Annotated in this window: 16 protein-coding genes and 1 pseudogene; 10 read left to right on the top strand and 7 right to left on the bottom strand. The window is 68.9% G+C overall.

The window, feature by feature from the left end:
* Positions 1–162: 162 nt before the first annotated feature.
* From ACWPN3_RS18870 to recN, 3 genes and pseudogenes are all read left to right on the top strand, one after another.
* Entirely contained in the window at positions 163–888 is a 726-nt protein-coding gene (locus ACWPN3_RS18870) for a protein phosphatase CheZ (protein ID WP_247873135.1), read from the top strand.
* Between the two features lie 126 nt (positions 889–1,014).
* Positions 1,015–1,831: pseudogene (locus ACWPN3_RS18865) on the top strand (outer membrane protein assembly factor BamD).
* Positions 1,832–1,839: 8 nt separating this feature from the next.
* Positions 1,840–3,516 (top strand): DNA repair protein RecN, encoded by a 1,677-nt coding sequence (recN, locus tag ACWPN3_RS18860; RefSeq protein ID WP_492240789.1) that lies wholly within the window; start codon positions 1,840–1,842, stop codon positions 3,514–3,516.
* 32 nt (positions 3,517–3,548) lie between these two features.
* Here recN and ACWPN3_RS18855 read toward each other — a convergent pair whose 3' ends face one another.
* Positions 3,549–4,442, bottom strand: a complete 894-nt coding sequence (locus ACWPN3_RS18855; protein WP_492240788.1) for a LysR family transcriptional regulator — start codon at positions 4,440–4,442, stop codon at positions 3,549–3,551.
* 166 nt (positions 4,443–4,608) lie between these two features.
* Entirely contained in the window at positions 4,609–5,118 is a 510-nt protein-coding gene (locus ACWPN3_RS18850; RefSeq protein ID WP_492261673.1) for an NUDIX domain-containing protein, read from the bottom strand.
* A gap of 412 nt (positions 5,119–5,530) precedes the next feature.
* On the opposite strand from ACWPN3_RS18850, the gene ACWPN3_RS18845 reads away from it, so the two are divergent.
* Positions 5,531–8,062: an HWE histidine kinase domain-containing protein gene (locus ACWPN3_RS18845; RefSeq protein WP_492261672.1), complete on the top strand. Its 2,532-nt coding sequence runs from the start codon at positions 5,531–5,533 to the stop codon at positions 8,060–8,062.
* A gap of 46 nt (positions 8,063–8,108) precedes the next feature.
* Here the strand turns inward: ACWPN3_RS18845 and ACWPN3_RS18840 are convergent, their stop codons facing one another.
* From ACWPN3_RS18840 to mltA, 3 genes are read right to left on the bottom strand one after another with little or no spacing between them, the layout of a single operon-like run.
* The gene (locus ACWPN3_RS18840; RefSeq protein WP_492240785.1) at positions 8,109–8,873 is read right to left on the bottom strand and encodes a TrmH family RNA methyltransferase; all 765 of its coding nucleotides are present in this window, start codon (positions 8,871–8,873) and stop codon (positions 8,109–8,111) included.
* 57 nt (positions 8,874–8,930) lie between these two features.
* Positions 8,931–9,473, bottom strand: coding sequence for a GNAT family N-acetyltransferase (locus tag ACWPN3_RS18835; protein WP_109449166.1), 543 nt, complete (start codon positions 9,471–9,473; stop codon positions 8,931–8,933).
* Positions 9,470–10,669 carry a murein transglycosylase A gene (gene mltA / locus ACWPN3_RS18830; RefSeq protein WP_492261671.1) on the bottom strand — a complete coding sequence of 400 codons (1,200 nt, stop codon included), beginning with the start codon at positions 10,667–10,669 and terminating at the stop codon, positions 9,470–9,472. The genes ACWPN3_RS18835 and mltA overlap by 4 nt, the downstream gene beginning before the upstream one ends.
* 355 nt (positions 10,670–11,024) lie before the next feature.
* On the opposite strand from mltA, the gene ACWPN3_RS18825 reads away from it, so the two are divergent.
* The 4 genes from ACWPN3_RS18825 (at position 11,025) to ACWPN3_RS18810 (ending at position 15,855) form a co-directional block, all read left to right on the top strand.
* The gene (locus ACWPN3_RS18825; protein WP_492240783.1) at positions 11,025–12,425 is read left to right on the top strand and encodes an RsmB/NOP family class I SAM-dependent RNA methyltransferase; all 1,401 of its coding nucleotides are present in this window, start codon (positions 11,025–11,027) and stop codon (positions 12,423–12,425) included.
* A 128-nt stretch (positions 12,426–12,553) separates the two neighbouring features.
* A complete protein-coding gene (locus ACWPN3_RS18820) occupies positions 12,554–14,062 on the top strand; it encodes a leucyl aminopeptidase (RefSeq protein ID WP_492240782.1) in 1,509 nt (502 codons plus the stop codon).
* A 32-nt stretch (positions 14,063–14,094) separates the two neighbouring features.
* Entirely contained in the window at positions 14,095–14,544 is a 450-nt protein-coding gene (locus ACWPN3_RS18815; RefSeq protein ID WP_455178465.1) for a DNA polymerase III subunit chi, read from the top strand.
* 99 nt (positions 14,545–14,643) lie between these two features.
* Positions 14,644–15,855, top strand: a complete 1,212-nt coding sequence (locus ACWPN3_RS18810) for an ATP-binding response regulator (RefSeq protein WP_109449176.1) — start codon at positions 14,644–14,646, stop codon at positions 15,853–15,855.
* Between the two features lie 45 nt (positions 15,856–15,900).
* On the opposite strand, the gene ACWPN3_RS18805 is transcribed toward ACWPN3_RS18810, so the two are convergent.
* Together ACWPN3_RS18805 and ACWPN3_RS18800 are read right to left on the bottom strand one after the other, a co-directional pair.
* Positions 15,901–16,668, bottom strand: coding sequence for a class II glutamine amidotransferase (locus ACWPN3_RS18805; protein ID WP_109449178.1), 768 nt, complete (start codon positions 16,666–16,668; stop codon positions 15,901–15,903).
* A gap of 148 nt (positions 16,669–16,816) precedes the next feature.
* Positions 16,817–17,881 carry a DUF2125 domain-containing protein gene (locus ACWPN3_RS18800; protein WP_109449180.1) on the bottom strand — a complete coding sequence of 355 codons (1,065 nt, stop codon included), beginning with the start codon at positions 17,879–17,881 and terminating at the stop codon, positions 16,817–16,819.
* Positions 17,882–18,002: 121 nt separating this feature from the next.
* On the opposite strand from ACWPN3_RS18800, the gene ACWPN3_RS18795 reads away from it, so the two are divergent.
* Positions 18,003–18,620: a gamma-glutamylcyclotransferase gene (locus ACWPN3_RS18795; protein WP_492240781.1), complete on the top strand. Its 618-nt coding sequence runs from the start codon at positions 18,003–18,005 to the stop codon at positions 18,618–18,620.
* A 37-nt stretch (positions 18,621–18,657) separates the two neighbouring features.
* A complete protein-coding gene (locus tag ACWPN3_RS18790) occupies positions 18,658–20,661 on the top strand; it encodes a M1 family metallopeptidase (protein ID WP_492240780.1) in 2,004 nt (667 codons plus the stop codon).
* Positions 20,662–20,703 lie beyond the last annotated feature (42 nt).

The raw sequence follows: 20,703 nt of genomic DNA, 5'->3' as shown, positions 1-20,703 counted from the left end.
GACAGAACCTCATGGGTTTACCGGATTGACCGTCCCAGCCCGCCGATGGCCGGATGAGGCACGGTCAGCCGATCAGAACGCAGAACCGACGCGCGACCAGACATCCATCACCACAGGCCACAAGGCGGCCGTTTCCGAGAGGCGGGACCGAGGATGAAGCAGATGACCAAGCCCTTCATGGCCGAGCTTCAGAAAGCCCGCAAATCCGGGCACCCGTTCCAGGCACTGATCGAAGATGGCGCCGCCGTGGCGGCGCTTCCGGTGCCGACGCAGGTGGTTCAGGCCGACAACACCGAGGTGCTGCGCGCCGTCAGCGACCTGGGCGCCAAGCTCGACCGCTTCCTGGCGATGGACGCGGCGCAGATCGACCAGATCCAGGTGGAGATCGCCGACATCTCCGGCCGGATCAAGGCGACCAAGGTGGAGATGGCCGCCATCCGCCACCCGCTGGCCGGCGACGACAAGTTCCAGCAGGCCAGCCAGGAACTGGGCGCCGTCGTCGCCGCGACGGAGGCCGCGACCAACACCATCATGGCCTGCGCCGAAGAGCTGGAAGAGGTGGTGTCGGAGCTGAAGTCGTCCTTGCCGGAGGGCTATCACAACGACCGCGTCAACGACATGGTCGATGTGATCGTCCGCATCTATGAGGCCTGCAACTTCCAGGATCTGACCGGCCAGCGCATCACCAAGGTCGTGCGCGCCATGTCCTTCATCGAGGAACGCGTCGACGCGATGATGGGCCTGTGGAACAGGCGCGAGTTCGAGGCGATGCCTCTGCCGCCGTCCGTCACCAAGAAGGACGAGAACCTGGACCTGCACGGTCCGGCCGAGGCGACGCCCGACAGCGGCAACATCAGCCAGGCCGACATCGACGCGCTGTTCGGCTGAGGCGCTTCCGATCCGATTTCCGTCGCGGGCGGGGAGGGGCATATCGCCCACCCCCGCGTTACCGCTTGCGGCGCCCTTACCCCGGCGTGCTATACAGGGGCAACTTCGAAAGCGCCCAAGACGACGATGCTTCCTCGCCCGTACCGCCTGCCGCTGACGGCCATCCTCCTGTCCGCCGCCCTCTCCGCCTGCTCCTCCACCAAGGAGGACGCCTATGTCGAGCGTCCGGCCGACCAGCTCATGTCGGAAGCCGACGCGGCGATGCGCGAGGAGTTCCTACAAGAAGGCCGCGAAGCTCTACGACGAGGTGGAGCGCCAGCATCCCTATGCGGATGCGGCCAGCAAGGCGCAGCTTCTTGCCGCCTACGCCCAATACCAGGATCTGAAGTACGACGACGCCATCCTGGCGCTCGACCGCTTCATCCAGCTTCATCCGGGCAGCCCGGATGTCGATTATGCCTATTACATGCGGGCTCTGTGCTATTACGAGCAGATCACCGACGTGCGCCGCGACCAGCGGATGACGCGCCGGGCGCTCGACGCCCTGCAGGAGGTGGTCCGCCGCTTCCCCGACAGCAAATATGCCCGCGACGCGAAGCTGAAGATCGACCTGACCAACGATCACCTTGCCGGCAAGGAGATGGAGGTCGGGCGCTTCTACCTGCGTCAGCATCAGTACACCGCCGCGATCAACCGGTTCCGCGCCGTCGTTGAAAACTACCAGACCACGTCCCATGTGCCTGAGGCGCTGCACCGTCTGGTGGAGTGTTATCTGGCGCTGGGCGTGACCGACGAGGCGAAGGCCGCCGCGGCCGTGCTCGGCCACAACTTCCCCGGCAGCGAATGGTACACGGACAGCTACGCACTGCTGGTGGACGCCAATCTGCGTCCCGAGCGAAACGAGAAGTCGTGGCTCAATCGAGCCTGGAACTCCCTGTTCTAGGACGCTCCATGCTCGTGTCGCTGACGATCCGGGACGTCGTCCTGATCGAGCGATTGAGCCTGTCCTTCCGCAAGGGCCTGTGCGCCCTGACCGGTGAGACCGGTGCCGGCAAGTCGATCCTGCTCGACGCGCTGGGGCTGGCCCTCGGTGCACGCGCGGATTCGGGTTTGGTGCGCCACGGCGCCGATCAGGCCGCCGTCACTGCGGAGTTCGAGCTTTCGGGCGACCACCCGGCCTTCGCCATCCTCAAGGAACAGGGGCTCGACTCCGATTCCGGCGATGGTGCACTGGTGATCCGCCGCACCGTCAACACCGATGGGCGCAGCCGCGCCTGGGTGAACGACCAGCCGGTCGGCGTCGGCCTGTTGAAGACGTTGGGCGCCGAACTGGTCGAGGTGCATGGGCAGTTCGACACCCATGGTCTGCTGAACCCGCAGACCCACCGCGGCGTGCTCGACGCCTATGCCGGCCTGTCGGCCCAGGCGGCGCAGGTCGCCGCGTCCCACCGTGCCTGGAGGCAGGTGGAGGATGCGCGCCATTCCGCCGCCGCCGACATCGCCCGCGCCCGCTCCGAAGAGGAATATCTCCGCCACGCCGTGGCCGAACTGGACGCCCTCGCCCCCAAGGCCGGCGAGGAGGAGGAACTGTCGGAGACCCGCGCGGTGCTGATGCATCGCGAAAAGCTGGTCGACGGCATGAATGCCGCCTATGCCGAACTGTCGGGCGACCGTGGCGTCGAGCGCGCCCTGTCCTCGGCCATCCGCACGCTCAGCCGCATCGCCGACCGGGCCGGCGGCACGTTGGATCCGGTGATCGCCGCCCTCGACCGCGCGGCGACCGAGGCGGGGGAGGCGATTGCCGCCCTCCAGGCCGTCTCCAGCGGTGTCGACATGGACCCGCGGGCGCTGGAAAAGCTGGAAGAGCGGCTCTTTGCATTGCGCGCTGCCGCCCGCAAGCATGGCGTGGATGTCGATGCGCTGGCCGCCCTCCGGGAGGAGATGGCCGGACGCCTGCTGCTGATCGAGGATCAGGGCGACCTGCTGGCCAAGCTGGCGAAGGAAGCCGAACAGGCCCGCGCCGTCTTCCACAAGGCGGCCGAAGCGCTGGGCGCCGCCCGCCGCGAGGCCGCCGGCCGGCTGGACGTTGCGGTTGCCGGCGAACTGGCGCCGCTGAAGATGGAGAAGGCGAAGTTCCGCACGCTGGTCGAGCCGGTCGACGAGTCGGAATGGAGCGCTGCGGGCATCGACCGCGTCGCCTTCCAGGTCGCGACCAACCCAGGCTCGCCGCCGGGGGCGCTCAACAAGATCGCCTCGGGCGGTGAGCTGGCGCGCTTCATGCTGGCGCTGAAGGTGGTGCTGGCCCAGACCTCCACCGTCGGCACGCTGGTGTTCGACGAGGTGGACACCGGCATCGGCGGCGCCGTCGCCGCCGCGGTGGGCGAACGGCTGGAAACGCTGGGCCATGGCCTGCAGGTGCTGGTCGTCACCCATAGCCCACAGGTCGCGGCGCGCGGTGCCGTCCATCTGAAGGTGCAGAAGTCGCAGAAGGGTGAGCAGGTCACCACCGGCGTCGCCGAACTGGATGGCGACGAGCGGCGCGAGGAGATCGCCCGCATGCTGTCCGGCGCCACCGTCACCGCCGAGGCCCGCGCCGCCGCCGACAGCCTGATCGCCGGCCGCGGCTGATCCCTCAGAGCGTGCGCTTTTGAAAAGAAAGGCTATTCCGCTGCCAGCGCCTCGGCATGGCGGCGGAACAGCCGGACGAGGGCATCCACCACCGCGGCCACGGCCGGAGCATCGCGCCGGTCGCGGTGGACCAGCAGATGGACGTCTTCGCGAAGCTCGGCCGGCGGATCGACGACGCGGACCAGCGCCGGTTCGGCATCGCCCAGCACGCAGGGCAGCAGCGTCAGCCCCATCCCGCGCCGGGCGGCATCGAGCCGCATCGGCAGTTCGCTGAGCCGGGCGACGATGCGGGCGCCGCGCTCCCGGACCGTATCGTCCACCCATCCGGATTGCGATGGCCGCCGCCGTGTCTCCGGCAGCCCGACCACGGCCGCGCCGTCCCAACGTCCGGACCAGTCGTCGCGCAGCCCCCGCATCGCATAGAGGGTGAAGCCGAAGGCTCCCAGCCGGCGGGTGACCAGGTCGCCTTCGGGCGGCACCCGGTCCATGCGCAACGCGATGTCGGCCTCGCGCTGGGCCAGATTCAGGGTGTTGCGGGTGCTGAGGATGGTCAGGTCGGCGCCGGTCTCCGCCAGCAGCTCGGCCAGATGCAGGGTGAGAAAGGCGGAGACGGAGGTCGTCGCCGTCACCCGCACCGGCTGTGCCGTCGCGGCCAGCCGGTCGGCGTTGCGGGCGAAGGCAGCGGCGGCATCGCCCATGGCCGCGGCGCTGTCCAGCACGGAGCGGCCGAGCGCCGTCAGCTCCAGCCGGTTGGGCAGCCGGTCGAACAGCGGACCGCCCACCGCGTCCTCCAGCCGTTTCAGCCGGCGGCCCAGGGTCGGCGGGCTCAACCGCAGCCGTTGGGCGGCACCGGTCAGGCTGCCGCACCGTGCCGTGGCCAGGAAGGCGCGGATGTCCTCCCAGTCGAGGTCGCCGTCGTCGATCATCCAGTCCCCGTCCGAATCGCCTGGTCCCAATCCTTCCGGCCTGGCGGGGCGGGGGAATGCCGTCACCGCGGCAACAGGCCGTGAAGGGCGGCGTACTGCAACAGCATGATGGTCTTGCCGTCCAGGATCGCCCCGCTGCCGACCATCGCAAGGGCATCGGCGAAGGTCAACTCGACCACCTCGATGTCCTCGCCCTCCTCGGCGAGTCCGCCCCCTCGCTGCGGTCGGCGGCGCGGTATTCGGCGACGAAGAAGGCCAGCCGCTCCGTCACCGAGCCGGGGCTCATGAAGGCGTCGAACACCCGGCGCGGCGCCTGGACGGTCACGCCCAGCTCCTCTGCGGCCTCGGCCCGGATCGCCTCCTCGGGGCTGCGGTCGTCGAGCAGGCCGGCGCACACCTCCAGCAGCGGTTCCGGATGGCCGTTGACGTAAGCCGGGAAGCGGAACTGCCGGGTCAGCAGTACAGTGCCGCGGGTCGGATCGTAGAGCAGCAGGGCTGCCCCGTTGCCGCGGTCATACGTCTCCCGGCTTAGGGTCTGCCAGCTGCCGTCACTCCGTCGATAGTCGAAGGTGGTTTTCTTCAGAACATACCAGTCGTCGGACAGCAGCGTGACGTTGCGGATGCGGATGCGCTCGTCCGAGGCAATGGAATCGTCGGCAGGGAAAAGGATTGTCATGGCGCATCCCGATGGTCATTGAACGACCGTTACCCTGCGTCATGAGCAGCTTGTGGGCAGCCTGCCGAAGATGAAAGGGCCCCTTGCGGAAATTTATGGCTGCCGCCGACCTTCGGCAACGATGTTTATTTGCAGTTGAAGAAAAGTTGCGGCGAAGCGAGAGCGCTGCCGGTGCAGCCAAGCTCTGATGGTCATTATCATACGCAAGCACGTTGCAAATCTTATCCTATGTTAAGTTAACGGCCTTTAATTAGAACGTAGGAATAGCCATTTTGGAGCGTTGCAGCGTTCCAGACTCCTGCCTAAATTGTTGATGAATTCCCTCGGCTGCGCGTGACAAACGACGCCGGTCCAGCTTCCGCTAGAGGTCGCGTTTGTCTGAAGTCTTCGTTCGATGAGTGGGCCGGTTCCTATGGGGTCTGTCGACCTCACCGATTGCGACCGGGAGCCCATCCACCAGCTGGGCCTGATCCAACCGACCGGTTTCCTGATCGCCGTCACGGCCGATTGGATCGTCGTCCATGTCTCGGACAACATCGGACGCTGGCTGGGTGTCGAACCCGACGATCTGCTGGGGCATCCGCTGGCGGCCTTCATTTCAGGCGAGGCGTTGCACACCATCCGCGGCCGGTTGCAGGTCGCCCACATCAACGGCAGCGTCGAGCGCGCCTTCAGCGTCCATCTGTCGGACATCGCCCCGGTTTGCGACGTGGCGGTCCATCTGTCCGGCTCCACCATCGTCATCGAGGCGGAACCGAGCGAGGGCGAGGGGCCGCAGGATTCGGGATCGTTGCTGCGCTCGATGATCGCACGGGTCCAGAACACCCGCGGCTTCGACGGTTTCTGCCGCGAGGCGGCGCGCCAGATGCGGGCGCTGACCGGATTCGACCGGGTGATGGTCTACCGCTTCGCCGACGACGGAGCGGGGGAGGTAATCGCGGAATCGGCGGTGCATGGCATCGGCAGCTTCCTCGGCCAGCGATACCCTGCTTCCGACATTCCGCAGCAGGCCCGGCGCCTGTATGAGCGCAGCTGGCTGCGCTGCATTTCCGACGTGAACGCGCCGCCGGTGCCAATCGTGCCGACGGTCGATCCGATGGGCCAGCCGCTGGACCTGTCGCTCAGCCTGCTGCGCAGCGTCTCGCTGATCCATGTCGAATATCTGCGCAACATGGGGGTGAACGCCTCGCTGTCGGTGTCGATCCTGCGGCACGGCAAGCTGTGGGGCCTGTTCGCCTGCCACCACCGCCATGCCCGCTCGCTCTCCTTCGAGCGCCGGACCACCGCCGAACTGTTCGGCCAGATGGTCTCGCTGCTGCTGGAGGGGCGGGAGCGCGAGCAGGAAAGCCAGCAGGAGGCGCAGGCCCGCCGCGCCCATGTCCGCATCATGTCGATGCTGGCCGACAGCGAATTGCCGCTGGACAGCCTGGTCAGCTTCGCGACGGAGTTGCGGGCGCTGATCGATTGCGACGGCTTCGCCTGCTGCATCGACGGCCAGCTGCATATGGAAGGCGAGACGCCGACGCGGGAGGAGACTCTGGGCGTCATGCGGTTCCTGCACCGGACGCCGCCCAGCAAGATTTATCTGACCGACCAGCTTGGGACGGTGCATCCGCCGGCCCGCGACTTCACCGAGCGGGCCTGCGGCCTGCTGGCGATTCCGGTGTCGCGGATGCCGCGCGATTATCTGGTTTTCTTCCGCAAGGAGCTGGTCCGCACCGTCACCTGGGGCGGCGACCCGACCAAGCCGGCGCAATACGGTCCCAACGGGCCGCGCCTGACCCCGCGTAAGAGCTTCGAGGCCTGGAAGGAGACGGTTCATGGCCGCTCCAAGCCCTGGACCGAGCTGGACGAGCGCAACGCCGAATCGCTGCGGGTGACCCTGCTGGAGGTGGTGCTGCGGCTGGCCGACGTCGCCGGCCGCACCCGCAAGGAGGCGACCGAGCGGCAGGAGCTGCTGATCGCCGAATTGAACCACCGCGTCCGCAACATCCTCAGCCTCGTCCGCGCCCTGGTGCGGCAGAGCGAGTTGGGGGCGGAAACGGTACAGCAGTTTGCCGCCATCGTCGCCGGCCGCATCGAGGCGCTGGCCCGCGCCCATGACCAGATCACCGCCGACAATTGGGGGCCGGCTTCGCTGCGAGCCCTGATCGCGGCGGAGATCGGCGCCTATCTGTCGGCAAAGAGCGAGCGGGTGCGGCTGACCGGGCCGGAGGTGCTGCTGGCGCCGCAGGCCTTCTCCGTCTTCGCGCTGGTGGTGCATGAGCTGACCACCAATTCGGCCAAATACGGCGCGCTCAGCGACAGCAGCGGTTGGGTCGAGGCCGACTGGTCGATCGACGAGGGCGGACGGTTGCTGATCGACTGGCAGGAGAATGGCGGCCCACCGGTGCGGGCGCCGTCGCGCACCGGTTTCGGCACCACGGTGATCGAGCGCTCGGTCCCGCACGACCTGCAGGGCGAGGCGGAGGTGACCTATGCCCTGTCCGGCCTGCGTGCCCGCTTCATGATCCCGGCGCGGTTCGTCACCATCGCCGACAGCCTTCCCACCGGCAACCGGCGCAGCCTGCCGGTTCCGGCTGCCGATTTCTCCATCGGCGGCCCGGTGATGCTGCTGGAGGACAACATGATCATCGCCATGGCGACGGAGGATGTGCTGCTGAGCTTCAACGCCAGCCGCGTCAACACCGCCGCCAGCGTCCGCCATGCCCTGCGCCTGATCGACGATGACCCGCCGGTGGTCGGCGTGCTGGACATCAATCTGGGCAACGAGACGTCGGTCGCGGTCGCCGAACGGCTGCGGGAACTGGGCATCCCCTTCGTGTTCGCGACGGGATATGGCGAGAGCGCCGCCGTGCCGGAGCGGTTCGCCGATGTGCCGGTGCTGAAGAAGCCCTACGGGTCGGATCAGGTGGTCCAGGTGCTGGCGTCGGTGATGGGGTAGGGCGCCCGGTCAGCGAACCACCGTCGCCTGTTCTCCCGGTCCCCGCCTATCCCTTGACAGCCGCATAGCGCGCGAACAAAGCCACGCTGACCGCAACGGTGGCGTTCAGCGACTCCACCGCCCCGGTCGTCGGCACCGACAGCCGCGTCGCCGGGCAGTCGGCAGGCACGCCCTGGCCTTCCTCGCCCAGGATCAGCCGCATGTCCGCCGGCCAGTCGAAGCGGGTCAGGTCCTCTCCCCCGCCGTCCAGGGCGTAGAGCGGCCCGGCCGCCTCGTTCACCGCCGTCCAGCGCGGTCCGCGCAGCATGGTCAGCGTGAACTGCGCGTTCGACGCCGCCCGCAGGCATTTGGGGTGGAAGGGATGCGCCGCCCCTTCCAGCAGGACGATCCGCGACACGCCGAAGGCCGCGGCGCTGCGCAGCAGGGCGCCGAGGTTGCTGGGATCGCCCAGCGCACAGAGCAGTTCCAGCCCCTGCGGCTGCTGCGACAAATCGATGGCCGGCATCTTCGGCACGGCGCCGACCAGCAGCGGGAAGCCGGTGCCCGACACATCCAGCATGCGGAACAGGGCAGGCGCCAGCTGCACCGGCTCCACTCCCGCCGGCAGCCGCCAGGAGGCGATCTGCGCCGGGTCGGTGAACAGCACGCGCTCGAACCGCGCGGGATGCTGGCGCAATGCCTCGGGAACGGTCTTCAGGCCGGCCAGCAGGAACTTGCCGTTCTTCTTCAGCCCACGGCTTTCCAGCGCCGATTCCCACAGCTTGAACTGAGGATTCTGCGGGCTTTCGATCAGCAGGGGCAGACGGGTCATGGCAGCAGGCTTTCCGGCAGGGAGATGTCCCTGCCTAGCACAGCAGCGCCGCGGAAGTCAGGTGTTGAGGCGGCGGCCGAGGAACAGCAGGGGGCCGCGCTGGCAGGCGTCGGTGAAGCCGGCGCGCTGGTAGAACTCGACATTGCGGGCGAAGACGGCGGTGACCAGATGGACGCCGGGCAGGCCGTCGTCCCGGCAATCCTCGGCAAACCGGTCGACCAGCCGCCGCCCCAGCCCATGTTCCCGCCATCCCGGCCGGACATTGACGTGAAGATGGGCGGGGTAGGCGGCGAAATGATCGGCGAAGACCTCGTATTTCGGGATGCGCCGGGCCAGTTCGACCGAGCCGGCGCTGTCCTTGCAGCCGGTGAGGTAGCCGACGACCTGTCCGTCGGCCGCCACCGCCATCCAGATGTCCTGCGGTGCCTCATCCACGAACCAGCCGGTCCAGGTGGCGAGGAAGGCGGCGCGCTCGGCAGCGGACGCGAACTCCGTCCGGGTGGTGGAGGCGAAGAAGATTTCCTCCAATGCCGCCAGGGCCGCCCCACGGTCGGGCAGGGCGGTCAGCCGTTCCAGCCGGATGCGGTCCTCTGCGGTCATTTCCGTTGGGCGGTCTCGACCGACAGGTTGCGCGGCGCCAGCATGGTGTAGTGACCGCGCGCCTTCATCACGCCGGCCCCTTCCTCCGCCTGCGGGCCGTGGCCCCAGAACAGGTCGCCGCGCACGGGCCCCTTGATGGCGCCGCCGGTGTCCTGCGCCATCACCAGCCGGTTGATGGCGCCGCCCGGAACCGGGGCGTCGCGCACCTCCAGCCACAGCGGCACGCCCAGCGGGATATGCTCGGCATCCACCGCAAGGCTGCGGCCGGGGGTCAGCTCCATGTTGCGGGCGCCGCGGGCGCCAACCTCGGGCTTCACCTTGAAGAAGACGTAGGAGGGGTTGAGGTTCATCACCCGCTGGGCCTCGGCCGGATGGTCCTTCAGCCAGCGCCGGATCGTCTGCAAGGACATCTGTTCCGGCGTGGCGTCGCCGATGTCGATGATATGGCGGCCGATCGGGTAATAGCTGTGACCGTTCTGGCCGGCGTAATGGATGCCGACCACCGAGCCGTCGGCCATGATCGCCCGGCCGGAACCCTGGATTTCCAGGAAGAAGGCGTCGACCGGGTCGTCCACCCACATCAGTTCCAGGCCCTTGCCCTTCAAGGCGCCGTTGTCGATGCGGGCGCGGCTGGGCATGCCGTTCTTGCCGCGGGCCGGCATGCGGTAGAGCGGGACGTTGTAGCGCTCGGTCCGGGTCCAGCTGCCGCGCAGCTCGATCTCGTAATAGCCGGTGAAGAGGCCGTTCTCGCCGTTGCTGACGTCGCGGGGAGTGAAGAAGGTCTCGAAGAAGCGGCGCGCCGCCTCGCTGTCGCCGGGGGGCAGGTCGCGGGCGGCGGCGCAGATGGCGCGCCAATCGTCGGTGGTGCCGGCGGCGCGCAACTGCCCCAGCGACTTGCCCGGCGGCTGGTTCTTCACCCAGCCGCAGGTCCGCTGCACCGCGGGGACCGCCTGGGCGTGGTCGTCGTCGATCCAGCCGGCGAGGTGGCGGAAATCGGGCGAGACCTGATCCCAGGTCGGGCGCTGGGCGGTCCGCCGCTGCCCGTCCACCGTCGGGGCGGTGCCGGCGCAGGCCGCCAGTGTCGCCAGCAGCCCTCCGATCAGCGCCATCCGCAGGCCGCGGCCGGCGGCTTTCCTCACGTCACGCGCACACGTCACCCCAGCCGCAGCCGCCATCGCGCACTCCGCCACCAGCATCCGATCTGTCCGTCGAAGACCTCCGACCGGTCTCCCGCCCTGGCGGTCCGGTCACGACAAGGTCACATCACCCGATTGTTTGTGCCGGTGGTTACCCCGAGTCGTCAATCCCCAACCTGCACTTTCGGATAGGTCGCGTCTGCTTGTCACGGGCGTGGGCGCGACAGAGCCGCTCGGGGGCCAAGCGGAGCTGCCGCGCGGCGGCAGGACGTGACAGAACGCGGCAAACGCGGTATCGACAGCCCATACGTGAAGGACCGTCCGCGATTTGCATCCCGTCCCCCACTCGCAAGGGGGAACATGCGGGCGGCCGGTCCTGTTCGCCGCCATGTGACACCCCAAGGGACCAGACGCCATGACACCCGCCGCCCGCCTCCAGGCGGTCATCGATCTGCTGACCGAGATCGACGAGACCCCTCGCCCCGCCGACGCGGTGATGAGCGCCTATTTCCGCAACCGCCGCTACATCGGCTCGAAGGACCGTACCGCCATCGCCCAGATGGCCTACGCGATCCTGCGCCGCCATGCCCGGCTCGGCTGGTGGATCGAGCGCGGCGGCTACGAGCGCCCCACTCCGCGCGCCCGCGTCCTGGCCTATCTGCTGCTGGAGGAGAACCGCAACGCCGGCGTCGTGCTGGAGATGTTCAGTGGCGGCAAGTTCGCCCCGGCCCGCCTGACCGACGACGAACTGGCGATGGTCGGCAAGCTGGAAAGCCACACGATGGAACATCCCGACATGCCGGAGACGGTGCGGGTGGAATGTCCGGAGTGGGCGGAAGCGCCGATGCGCGCCTCGCTGGGCGACCGCTTCGGGGTCGAGATGGAGAAGCTGCTGGAGGCGGCTCCGCTCGACCTGCGCATCAACCCGCTGAAGGCCAACCAGCAGAGTGCCATCAAGGCGCTGGCCAAGGCGCAGATCACGGCGGAAACCACGCAATGGTCGCCGCTGGGCCTGCGGGTGAAGGGCCGTCCGCCGCTCGGCAGCGTCGATGCCTTCAAGGACGGCTTGGTCGAGATCCAGGACGAGGGCTCGCAGCTGGTGGCACTGGCGGTGGCGCCCAAGCCCGGCCATCAGGTGGTGGATTTCTGCGCCGGGGCCGGTGGCAAGACGCTGGCCGTTGCCGCGCTGATGAAGAACAAGGGCCGCGTCGTCGCCTGCGACGTGCTGGACAAGCGCCTGAAGCGCGCCGCCGAGCGGTTCCGCCGCGCCGGCCTGCACAACATCGAGGCGCATCCGCTGACCAGCGAGCGCGATCCCTGGGTGAAGCGCCACAAGCGCAAGTTCGACCGCGTGCTGGTCGATGCGCCGTGCTCCGGCACCGGCACCTGGCGCCGCAACCCCGACGCCCGCTGGCGCCAGCTGGGTCCGGGGCTGGAGCAGCTGCTGCCGCTTCAGGCCAACATCCTCGACAGCGCGGCGCGTCTGGTGAAGCCGGGCGGGCGGCTGATCTACGCCACCTGCTCCATGCTGCATGACGAGAACGAGGCGCAGGTCGAAGCCTTCCTGCAGACCCACCACGACTTCATCGTCAAGCCGGTCGCCGAGGTCTGGGCGGAGGAGGAGGCCGGCGCGCCGCCGCCGGTCGACGGTCCGTACCTGCGGCTGACACCGGCCAAGCACGACACCGACGGCTTCTTCGCCGCCGTGCTGGAACGTCGCGCCGAGGAGACGGTGTCGGAGGAGAGCGTTTCGGACGTCGGCATCGAGCAGGGCGAGGTCGATCCGGTCGAGCTGGGCAAGGCGATCGATGCGTGAGCGAGGGGGAGGGGGCGTCTCCCCCTCCCACCCTTGACAGCCGGGGTGGCGCGCTCCTTATCGGTGGGGTAGGCTTTCCGCCGTTGAGACAATCCGGGCGCGTTCGCCCAACCCCTCAAGAGGACCAGATGAAGTTCTCCTTCGCCAAGCTGTCCCTGCCGGCCTCCGGCGTGCTGGCCGTGACCGTCGCCGCCGACCGCAGCCTCGGCCCGATCGGGCGCGAGCTGGATCAGAAGACCGGCGGGGCGCTGGCCCGCGCCATGGCCGCCGCCCGCTTCAACGGCAAGAAGGACGAGACGCTGACGCTGCTCGCCCCGGCCGGGACCGAGCTTGACCGCATCCTGCTGGTCGGCATCGGCAAGGACGCCGACCTGACCGATCTGGTTCTCCAGTCCGCCGGCGGCGCCATCGCCGTGCAGCTCGACAAGGCCGCCGACGAGGCCGCCCTGCTGGTCGAGCTGCCGGAGGGGACCGCCCTGTCGCCGGCATCCGCCGCGGCCGAGATCGCCTTCGGCGCGCAGCTGCGCTCCTACAAGTTCGACAAGTACCGCACCAACGACAAGAAGTCCGACAAGAAGGAGCCGAAGCCCAGCCTGCGCAGGCTGACGCTGCTGGTCGAGGACGACGGTGCGGCCAAGTCGGCCTTCAAGAAGCTGGATACGCTGGCCGACGCCATCCGCTTCACCCGCGATCTGGTGTCGGAGCCGGCCAACGTCATCTATCCGGAAAGCCTCGCCGAGAAGACGAAGGAGCTGGAACAGTTCGGCGTCGAAGTCGAGATCCTCGACCAGAAGAAGCTGCGCAAGCTCGGCATGGGCGCCCTGCTGGGCGTTGCCCAGGGCAGCGCCTGCGAGCCGCGCGTGGTCGTCATGCGCTGGAACGGCAACCCGGAGGCCGACGACAAGCGTCCGGTCGCCTTCATCGGCAAGGGAGTGACTTTCGACAGCGGCGGCATCTCGATCAAGGGTGCGGCCGGCATGGAAGACATGAAGTGGGACATGGGCGGTTCCGCCACCGTGATCGGCACCATGTACGCGCTGGCCGCCCGCAAGGCGAAGGTCAACGCCGTCGGCATCGTCGGGCTGGTCGAGAACATGCCGTCCGGCACCGCGCAGCGTCCGGGCGACATCGTCACCTCGGCGTCGGGCCAGACCATCGAGGTCATCAACACCGACGCCGAAGGCCGCCTGGTGCTGGCCGACTGCTTGTGGTACGCGCAGGACGTCTACAAGCCCAAGCTGATGGTCGACCTCGCCACCCTGACCGGCGCCATCATCGTGGCGCTCGGCCACGAGCATGCCGGCCTGTTCTGCAACAACGACGATCTTGCCATGAACCTGACGGCCGCCGGCCTGAAGGTGGGCCAGCCGGTGTGGCGCATGCCGATGAACGACGCCTATGACAAGGAGATCGAGTCGCCGGCCGCCGACATGAAGAACACCGGTTCGGGCGGCGGCGCCGGCAGCATCGTCGGCGCGCAGTTCCTGAAGCGCTTCGTCAACGACACGCCGTGGGCGCACATCGACATCGCCGGCGTGGCCTGGGCGAAGAAGGACGGCGCTACCGTTCCGAAGGGCGCGTCGGCCTTCGGCGTGCGGTTGCTCGACCGCTTCGTGGCCGACTTCCACGAAGCCTGATGGCAAAGGCTTGATGCGTGCGTGAAGGGGCCATGACCGAAGTCCGCTTCTACCACCTGCAACGGCGCACGATGGAACAGGCGCTGCCCAAGATCCTGGAGAAGGTTCTTGAGCGGAACTGGCGTGCCGTCGTGCTGGCCGGCTCGGCCGAGCGGGTGGACATGCTGAACCAGCATCTGTGGACCTACGATCCCGGCTCCTTCCTGCCGCACGGGGCTGCGCGTGACGGCTTCGCCGAGCGCCAGCCGGTGTGGCTGACCGACACCGACGAGAATCCGAACAGCGCCACCGTGCTGGTCACGGTGGATGGCTGCGTCAGCGACCGGATGGATGGCTACGACCTCGTCTGCGACCTGTTCGACGGCAACGACGAGGAGGCGGTGCTGGCCGCCCGCCAGCGCTGGAAGGCCTGCAAGGCAGCCGGCCACAGCCTGACCTATTGGCAGCAGACCGACCGGGGCGGTTGGGAAAAGCGCGCCTGAGCGGCGGCCTTTGACGGTGTCCGCTCATTTCCATTGCATTCGATCCGTTCAGAAGCAAAATTGATTGCCTATGCGGACGGTTCAAAGGTGCATGCTCCGATGAACAGGAGCCAGATCGACCCGGCGCTCGCCCAGCAGGTCAAGGACGCGAGCATCCTGATCGTGGACGACAACCCGTCCAACGTCGAACTCCTGCGGGAAATCCTCAGCCATGACGGGTACAGCCGGGTCCGCGGCGAGACCGACCCGCGCAAGGTTCCCGACCTCTGCGCGGCGGAACCGTTCGACCTGCTGCTGATCGACATCCGCATGCCGCACATGAGCGGCTTCGACCTGATGGAGCGGCTGAAGCCGGTCTTCGGCGACGATTACGTGCCGATCCTGGTGCTGACCGCCCAGACCGATCAGGAAACCCGGCGCAAGTCGCTGGAACTGGGCGCCAACGATTTTCTGACCAAACCCTTCATCGCCTGGGAACTGCTGCACCGTGTCCGCAACATGGTGGAGATCCGCAAGCTCTACCGCCGCGCCGCCGAACAGAACCGCGAGCTTGAACACCGGGTGTCGGAACGCACCGCGGAGCTGTCGGACGCGCTGGAGGCGGCGCGCAAGGCCGACCGCGCCAAGCTGGACTTCCTGGCGGTGATGAGCCACGAGTTGCGCACCCCGCTCAACTCCATCATCGGCTTCGCCGACGTGCTGGCGGCCGAGGGGATGGGCAAGCTGGGCCATCCCGATTATTTAGAATATGTGAAGCTGATCGAGGAAAGCGGCCGCTCGCTGCTGACCATGGTCAACAACATCCTCGATTACACGCGCGGCTCCACCGGCTCCATCGAGATCCAGGAGAGCGACGTCAACATCCCGCAACTGCTGGCCGGCTGCGCCGACATGCTGGCGCCGAAGGCTGTGGGCAAGCAGCTGTCGCTGACCGTCCAGCCCTGTCCGTCCTTCCGCATGCGCATCGACCGCCGGCGGCTGCGCGAGATGGTGCTGAACCTGCTGGACAATGCGGTGAAGTTCACCCAGTCCGGCGGCCATGTCGCGGTGACGGTGGAGGATCGTGGCGAGTTTGTCGGGCTGACCGTGCGCGACGACGGGCCGGGCATCCCCACCGAACTGATGGGCCGCATCTTCAACCCCTTCACCCAGGCCGAACGCTCTCTGGTGCGCCAGCATGAAGGGGTTGGGCTCGGCCTGCCCATCGTGCGGCGCTTCGCCGAGCTGCATGGCGGCGGGGTGGAACTGGACAGCGTGTCGGGCCGCGGGACGGCGGTGACGATCCTGCTGCCGAAGGACCGGCTGCTGTAAGGGAAGGGGAGAGAGCCGGACGCTTCCCTCCCCGATCCTGGCTGCTCAATGAAAGGTGAACATCTCCGGCGCGGCGCCGACGCGTGCCACCAGCCCGCCGCTGGGCGGTACCGGGCGCCACTGGTCGCGCTGGGAATCGACCGGTTCCGACACCACGACCAGCCCGTTCTCGCCGCGGCGCCAATAGAGGCTCGGCGGCTTGTCGTCGGACGCCCAGCGCACCGCCCACACCCGGTCGCCGTCGGTCCAGGTTGCGGTGAAGCGCAGGGGAGCGGTGATGTCCAGCGCCCGCATCTCGTCGCGGATGGCGTGCAGCACGCGCTGGAAGGCGCCGACCGAATCCCGCTCCAATCCCTGGCCGAGCGCGGCGAGGAAGATCGCCTCGCTGTCGGTGGTGCCGGTGCGGGTGCTGTACAGCTCGTCCGGGATCATCGCCTCGACCCGGCGGCGCAGGCGCGGCCAGTCGCCGACCTGCCCATTGTGCATGAACAGGAAGCGCCCGGCCTTGAAGGGGTGGCAGTTGGCCCGGCTGACCGCGGTGCCGGTCGCCGCCCGCACATGGGCGAAGAACAGGTGGGAGCGGACATGGCTGCAGATCGATTGCAGATTCTCGTCCGACCAGGCCGGGCGGATCTCGCAATAGCGGCCGGGCTCGGTCCGCTCGCTGTACCAGCCGACGCCGAAACCGTCGCCGTTGGTCTCGGTCTTCGCCTCCGCGGCGTGCATCGACTGTTCGATCAGGGAATGACAGGGCGTGCAGACCAGCGTTTCCAGGAACACGGGCTCGCCGCAATAGGCAAGAAACCGACACATCGACCGACGCACCATGGCAGCCGCGACAAGGACTGCGTCAATTTGACCCGATGCGCCGTGTGAAACAAGATGCCCCGGTCACGGAACCGTCATGCGTCCCGGCAGGTGTTGCATTTCCGCCGTTCGGACAGGGTCTGCCCCGTTTTTGTCACCAGACGAGCTTGGGCAGGGCGGCGACACGCAGCGGCCCAACGAACAGGGACCGGTCCTGCACGGTGACCGGGGCGGTGACCACCGGCTCGCCGTTCGGGCCGGTCGGACGGGCCAGCATGGTCAGCACGGTCCTGGCGATGGCCGCCTCGTTCGGGCGCATCATCGGCTTCACCGCGTCGAGAATCGCAGGAGCGCCGCGGATCTCCGCGGTCAGCGCCGCCTGCGGCTGCAACTGGGCGTCCAGCGCCAGCGTGCCCGACAGGACAGCCGCCAGCGGCCCCCAGTCCAGCGCCAGCCGGTCGACCTCGACCGTGCCGCCGTCGCGGCTCCAGGCCGACAGGCTGGCCGGCTCCGGCCGCGGCGGGGTTCCCATGACCCGCAGGGTCAGCTCGGTCCGCTTCACCTCGCGCCCCAGGTTCGGCGGCATGCCGTCCGGCAGGGTCAGCCCGTCGGCGGTCAGGGTCAGGGTCAGGCCGGCGATGCCGCGTTCGGCCGGCGGCTGCTCCGGTTGGGCGGCGCCGACGTCCAGTGCGGCGACCGGTACCGTCTGACCCGCGACCTGTGCGGTCAGGCCGGTGAAGCGCAGGGCGAGCCGTTCCAGCGTGCCCGACATCCGCATGGTCAGGTCGCCGTTTCCGCCATTCGGAGCCAGGATGTCGACCGGCGGCTGGCCGGGCTGGACGACCGACAGGCGATGTTCGCCGGGAAAGGTCAGCGCGATGCGGGTGGGGTTCCATGGGGCGGCCTCCGCCACCAGACGCGCGCCCTGCCACTCGGCGCCGCGTGTGGCGAGGTGGGGCTTGTCCAGTTCCGCCCGCAGGGTGAAGGGGAAGCCGTGGACGGTCAGTCCGCCATGCTCCACCACCGCGCCGTTGGCGCGCTGGTCGGCGACCCAGTTCTCCAGCCCGTCGCGCACGGTGCGGGCCGCCTGCCACCACCACAGCGAATAGGCGACGGCCGGCAGCAGCACCATCATCAGCACGAGGATGGTCGCGATCCGGCGGCCGGTCAGCAGGCGGCGGGGCGTGGCAGAAAGCGCGTTGGGTTGCATCGGTGGCATGTCCGTTCCATCTCCGTACCGTTATAGCGACCCCGGAACCCGCATGCTAGGCTCGGTGGCTGCCGATTTGGTTCTGTCTTTCCCTGCGCATTTTCCCAGCGATCTTCCTCAGCGACCCTCAATGGCCCCCGACTCCTCGCTTCCGCATCCCGCCTGGACGCACGACATCGCCGTCGAGCCTGGTGCCGACCTGTGGGTCTTCGGCTATGGCTCGCTGATGTGGAACCCCGGTTTCCCCTTCGTGGAGCGGCATGCGGCGACCCTGCCGGGATACCACCGCAGCTTCTGCGTCGCCTCCCACCGCTACCGGGGGACGCCGGAGCGGCCGGGGCTGGTGCTGGGGCTGGACCGCGGCGGCTCCTGCCGAGGCATCGTCTTCCGGGTGGCGGCAACCGATGTGCCGGCCACGTTGGATTATTTGTGGGAGCGGGAGATGGACAACCGGGTCTATCTGCCGAAGATGCTGCGGGTGCGGCTGCGCGACAGCCGGCCGGCGCAGGGGGCGGCGCAGGGGCTGGACTCGGTCAGCGCCTGCTGCTTCATCGTCGACCGCGGCCATCCGCAATATTGCCGCGGTCTGGACGAGGCGTCGGTTGTCTGCCGCATCGCCGACTGCTGCGGCCAGCGCGGCCCCAACATCGATTACCTCGCCAACACGGTCGAGCATTTGAAGGAGCTTGGCATCTGCGACGCCCGGCTGTCGAAGCTGTATGACCGGGTGCGTGGCGTTCCGGGGTGATCCGGCCGTTTACCGCGGCGGATGGCATCAGCGTGGCGTGACGTCGCGCTGGCGCTCCGCTGTCCGGGCGACCATCTTCATGGGCATGACGAATGTCCGCATCCCGGCTCTGGCCTTCGTGGGAGCGATGCTGTGCCTGGGCATGGTCGCCCCGGCCGGTGCCGCTCCGCTGCATCACGACATCGAGCTGATGCTCGATCCTGCCGCCGGACGGATGGAGGCGGTGGACCGGTTGACCCTGCCGGCCGGAGCCCAGTCCCTGCGGCTGGACCCGGCCCTGACGGTGCAGGAGGTGCGGGCGGGCGGCAGGCCGGTTCCGGTGGACCGTCGCGGCGACCGCCTGCGGCTGGTGGTGCCGGAAGGGGCGGAGGCGGTAACGATCCGCTATGGCGGGCGGCTGCCGGGCTTCGCCGCCGGCACCGGGCTGGCGCTGGATGGCGAGGGCGCCTTCCTGCCGGGGCAGGGCGGCTGGCTGCCCGATCCGGCCTCGGCCACTGACGAGCCACCGAGCTGGCGCCTGTCGGTGCGGGTTCCGTCTCCCTATGTCGCGGTCGCCACCGGCCGGCTGGTGGAGGAGGTGAGTGAGGCCGGCGGCTACCGCGCGGTGTTCACGGAGGAGCGCAGCGTCGAGGAGCCCTCCGTGTTCGCCGGGGCCTGGACGGTGGAGGAGCGGAGGGCAGGGGCCTTGCGCCTGCGGCTCTACCGCCATCCAGAGCAGGCCGGGCTGGCCGACGGCTATCTCGAACTGTCGGAGCAGGCGATTGCGGCCTGGGCGGCGCGCATCGGTGCCTATCCCTTCGACGGATTCAGCATCGTCTCGGTTCCGCCGCCGGTCGGGCTGGGCTTTCCTGGCCTGACCGCCATTGGCCGCGCCGTGCTGCCGCTGCCCTTCATCCGCAGCCAGTCGCTGACCCACGAGATCATGCACAACTGGTGGGGGAACGGTGTCCGGGTGGGCGAGGGCGGCAATTGGGCGGAGGGGCTGACCACCTACATGGCCGACTATGCGGCGGCCCAGGCGCGCGGCAGCGACGCGGCGCGGGCGATGCGGCTCGACTGGCTGCGCGACTATGCCGCCCTGCCGGCCGAGCGCGACCGGCCGCTGACCGACTTCCAGTCCAAGACGCACGATGCCTCGCAGATCGTCCGCTACGGCAAGGCGGCGATGCTGTTCCACATGCTGGAGACGGAGATCGGCCGCGACGCCTTCGACGCCGGCATCCACAAATTCTGGAGCGGCTTCGCCTTCCGCGCTGCCGGCTGGTCCGACCTGCGCCGGTCTTTCGAGGCGGCGTCCGGCCGCGACCTCGGCGGGCTGTTCGGCCAATGGGTGGAGCGGCGGGGTGCGCCGATGCTGACCCTGGCGGATGTCCGCGCCGACGGCGACGGCGTGCTGCTGACCCTGCGGCAGGAGGCCGACGCGCCCTATGCCCTGGCGGTGCCGGTGCGGCTGGAGACCGCGGCCGGGGTGGAGGACCATAGCGTCCGCCTCGACGGCCGGCAGGTTACACTGCGGCTGCCTGCCAAGGCGGCGGTAAAGGCTGTGTCGGTCGACCCCGATTTCGACCTGTTCCGCCGTCTGGCGCCGGGGGAAGCGCCGCCGATCCTGCGCGACGTCACCCTTCGCCCGGGTGCCGAGCGGGTGATCGTTGCGGATGGTGACGCGGCGGAGGCGGCGCGGGCGCTGGCTGGCCGTCTGATGGACGCTACGGGCCGGGAGAGCGGCGACAAGAAGGCTGCACCGCTGCTGCTGGTGGGGACCGACGCGGCGGTGGCGCGGGAACTGGCGCGGCGCGGGCTGGCGCCGGTGCCGGCGGAACTGGCCGGGCGCGGCAGTGCCAGGGTGTGGGTGTCGCGTGCGGCGGACGGGCGGACGGCTCTGGTGGTGTCGGGAGCCGATGCCGAGGCCCTGCGTGCGCTGCTCCGGCCGTTGCCGCATTACGGACGGCAGAGCTGGCTGGTGTTCGAGGGGGCCAAGGCGGTGGATCGCGGCGTGTGGGCCGCCGGCGACAGCCCGCTGCGCCGGGTGGTGGGGCGGTAGAAGAGGGAGCGGGCGCCAAACCTGCGGCGGGTGTGGCGCCCC

Source organism: Azospirillum sp. UENF 111221, assembly GCF_058780625.1.
Note: the sequence above shows the minus strand (reverse complement) of the source record. Positions and strands in the feature narration are given on the sequence as shown.

What these genes read in the sequence shown, in the direction of transcription:
- ACWPN3_RS18825 (WP_492240783.1), top strand. Translation starts at nt 11,025, where the DNA reads ATGACACCCGCCGCCCGCCTCCAGGCGGTCATCGATCTGCTGACCGAG.
- ACWPN3_RS18800 (WP_109449180.1), bottom strand. Translation starts at nt 17,881, where the DNA reads ATGCCACCGATGCAACCCAACGCGCTTTCTGCCACGCCCCGCCGCCTG.
- ACWPN3_RS18840 (WP_492240785.1), bottom strand. Translation starts at nt 8,873, where the DNA reads ATGACCCGTCTGCCCCTGCTGATCGAAAGCCCGCAGAATCCTCAGTTC.
- ACWPN3_RS18835 (WP_109449166.1), bottom strand. Translation starts at nt 9,473, where the DNA reads ATGACCGCAGAGGACCGCATCCGGCTGGAACGGCTGACCGCCCTGCCC.
- ACWPN3_RS18870 (WP_247873135.1), top strand. Translation starts at nt 163, where the DNA reads ATGACCAAGCCCTTCATGGCCGAGCTTCAGAAAGCCCGCAAATCCGGG.
- ACWPN3_RS18855 (WP_492240788.1), bottom strand. Translation starts at nt 4,442, where the DNA reads ATGATCGACGACGGCGACCTCGACTGGGAGGACATCCGCGCCTTCCTG.
- ACWPN3_RS18820 (WP_492240782.1), top strand. Translation starts at nt 12,554, where the DNA reads ATGAAGTTCTCCTTCGCCAAGCTGTCCCTGCCGGCCTCCGGCGTGCTG.
- recN (WP_492240789.1), top strand. Translation starts at nt 1,840, where the DNA reads ATGCTCGTGTCGCTGACGATCCGGGACGTCGTCCTGATCGAGCGATTG.
- ACWPN3_RS18815 (WP_455178465.1), top strand. Translation starts at nt 14,095, where the DNA reads ATGACCGAAGTCCGCTTCTACCACCTGCAACGGCGCACGATGGAACAG.
- ACWPN3_RS18810 (WP_109449176.1), top strand. Translation starts at nt 14,644, where the DNA reads ATGAACAGGAGCCAGATCGACCCGGCGCTCGCCCAGCAGGTCAAGGAC.
- ACWPN3_RS18845 (WP_492261672.1), top strand. Translation starts at nt 5,531, where the DNA reads ATGGGGTCTGTCGACCTCACCGATTGCGACCGGGAGCCCATCCACCAG.
- mltA (WP_492261671.1), bottom strand. Translation starts at nt 10,669, where the DNA reads ATGCTGGTGGCGGAGTGCGCGATGGCGGCTGCGGCTGGGGTGACGTGT.
- ACWPN3_RS18805 (WP_109449178.1), bottom strand. Translation starts at nt 16,668, where the DNA reads ATGTGTCGGTTTCTTGCCTATTGCGGCGAGCCCGTGTTCCTGGAAACG.
- ACWPN3_RS18850 (WP_492261673.1), bottom strand. Translation starts at nt 5,118, where the DNA reads ATGACAATCCTTTTCCCTGCCGACGATTCCATTGCCTCGGACGAGCGC.
- ACWPN3_RS18795 (WP_492240781.1), top strand. Translation starts at nt 18,003, where the DNA reads ATGGCCCCCGACTCCTCGCTTCCGCATCCCGCCTGGACGCACGACATC.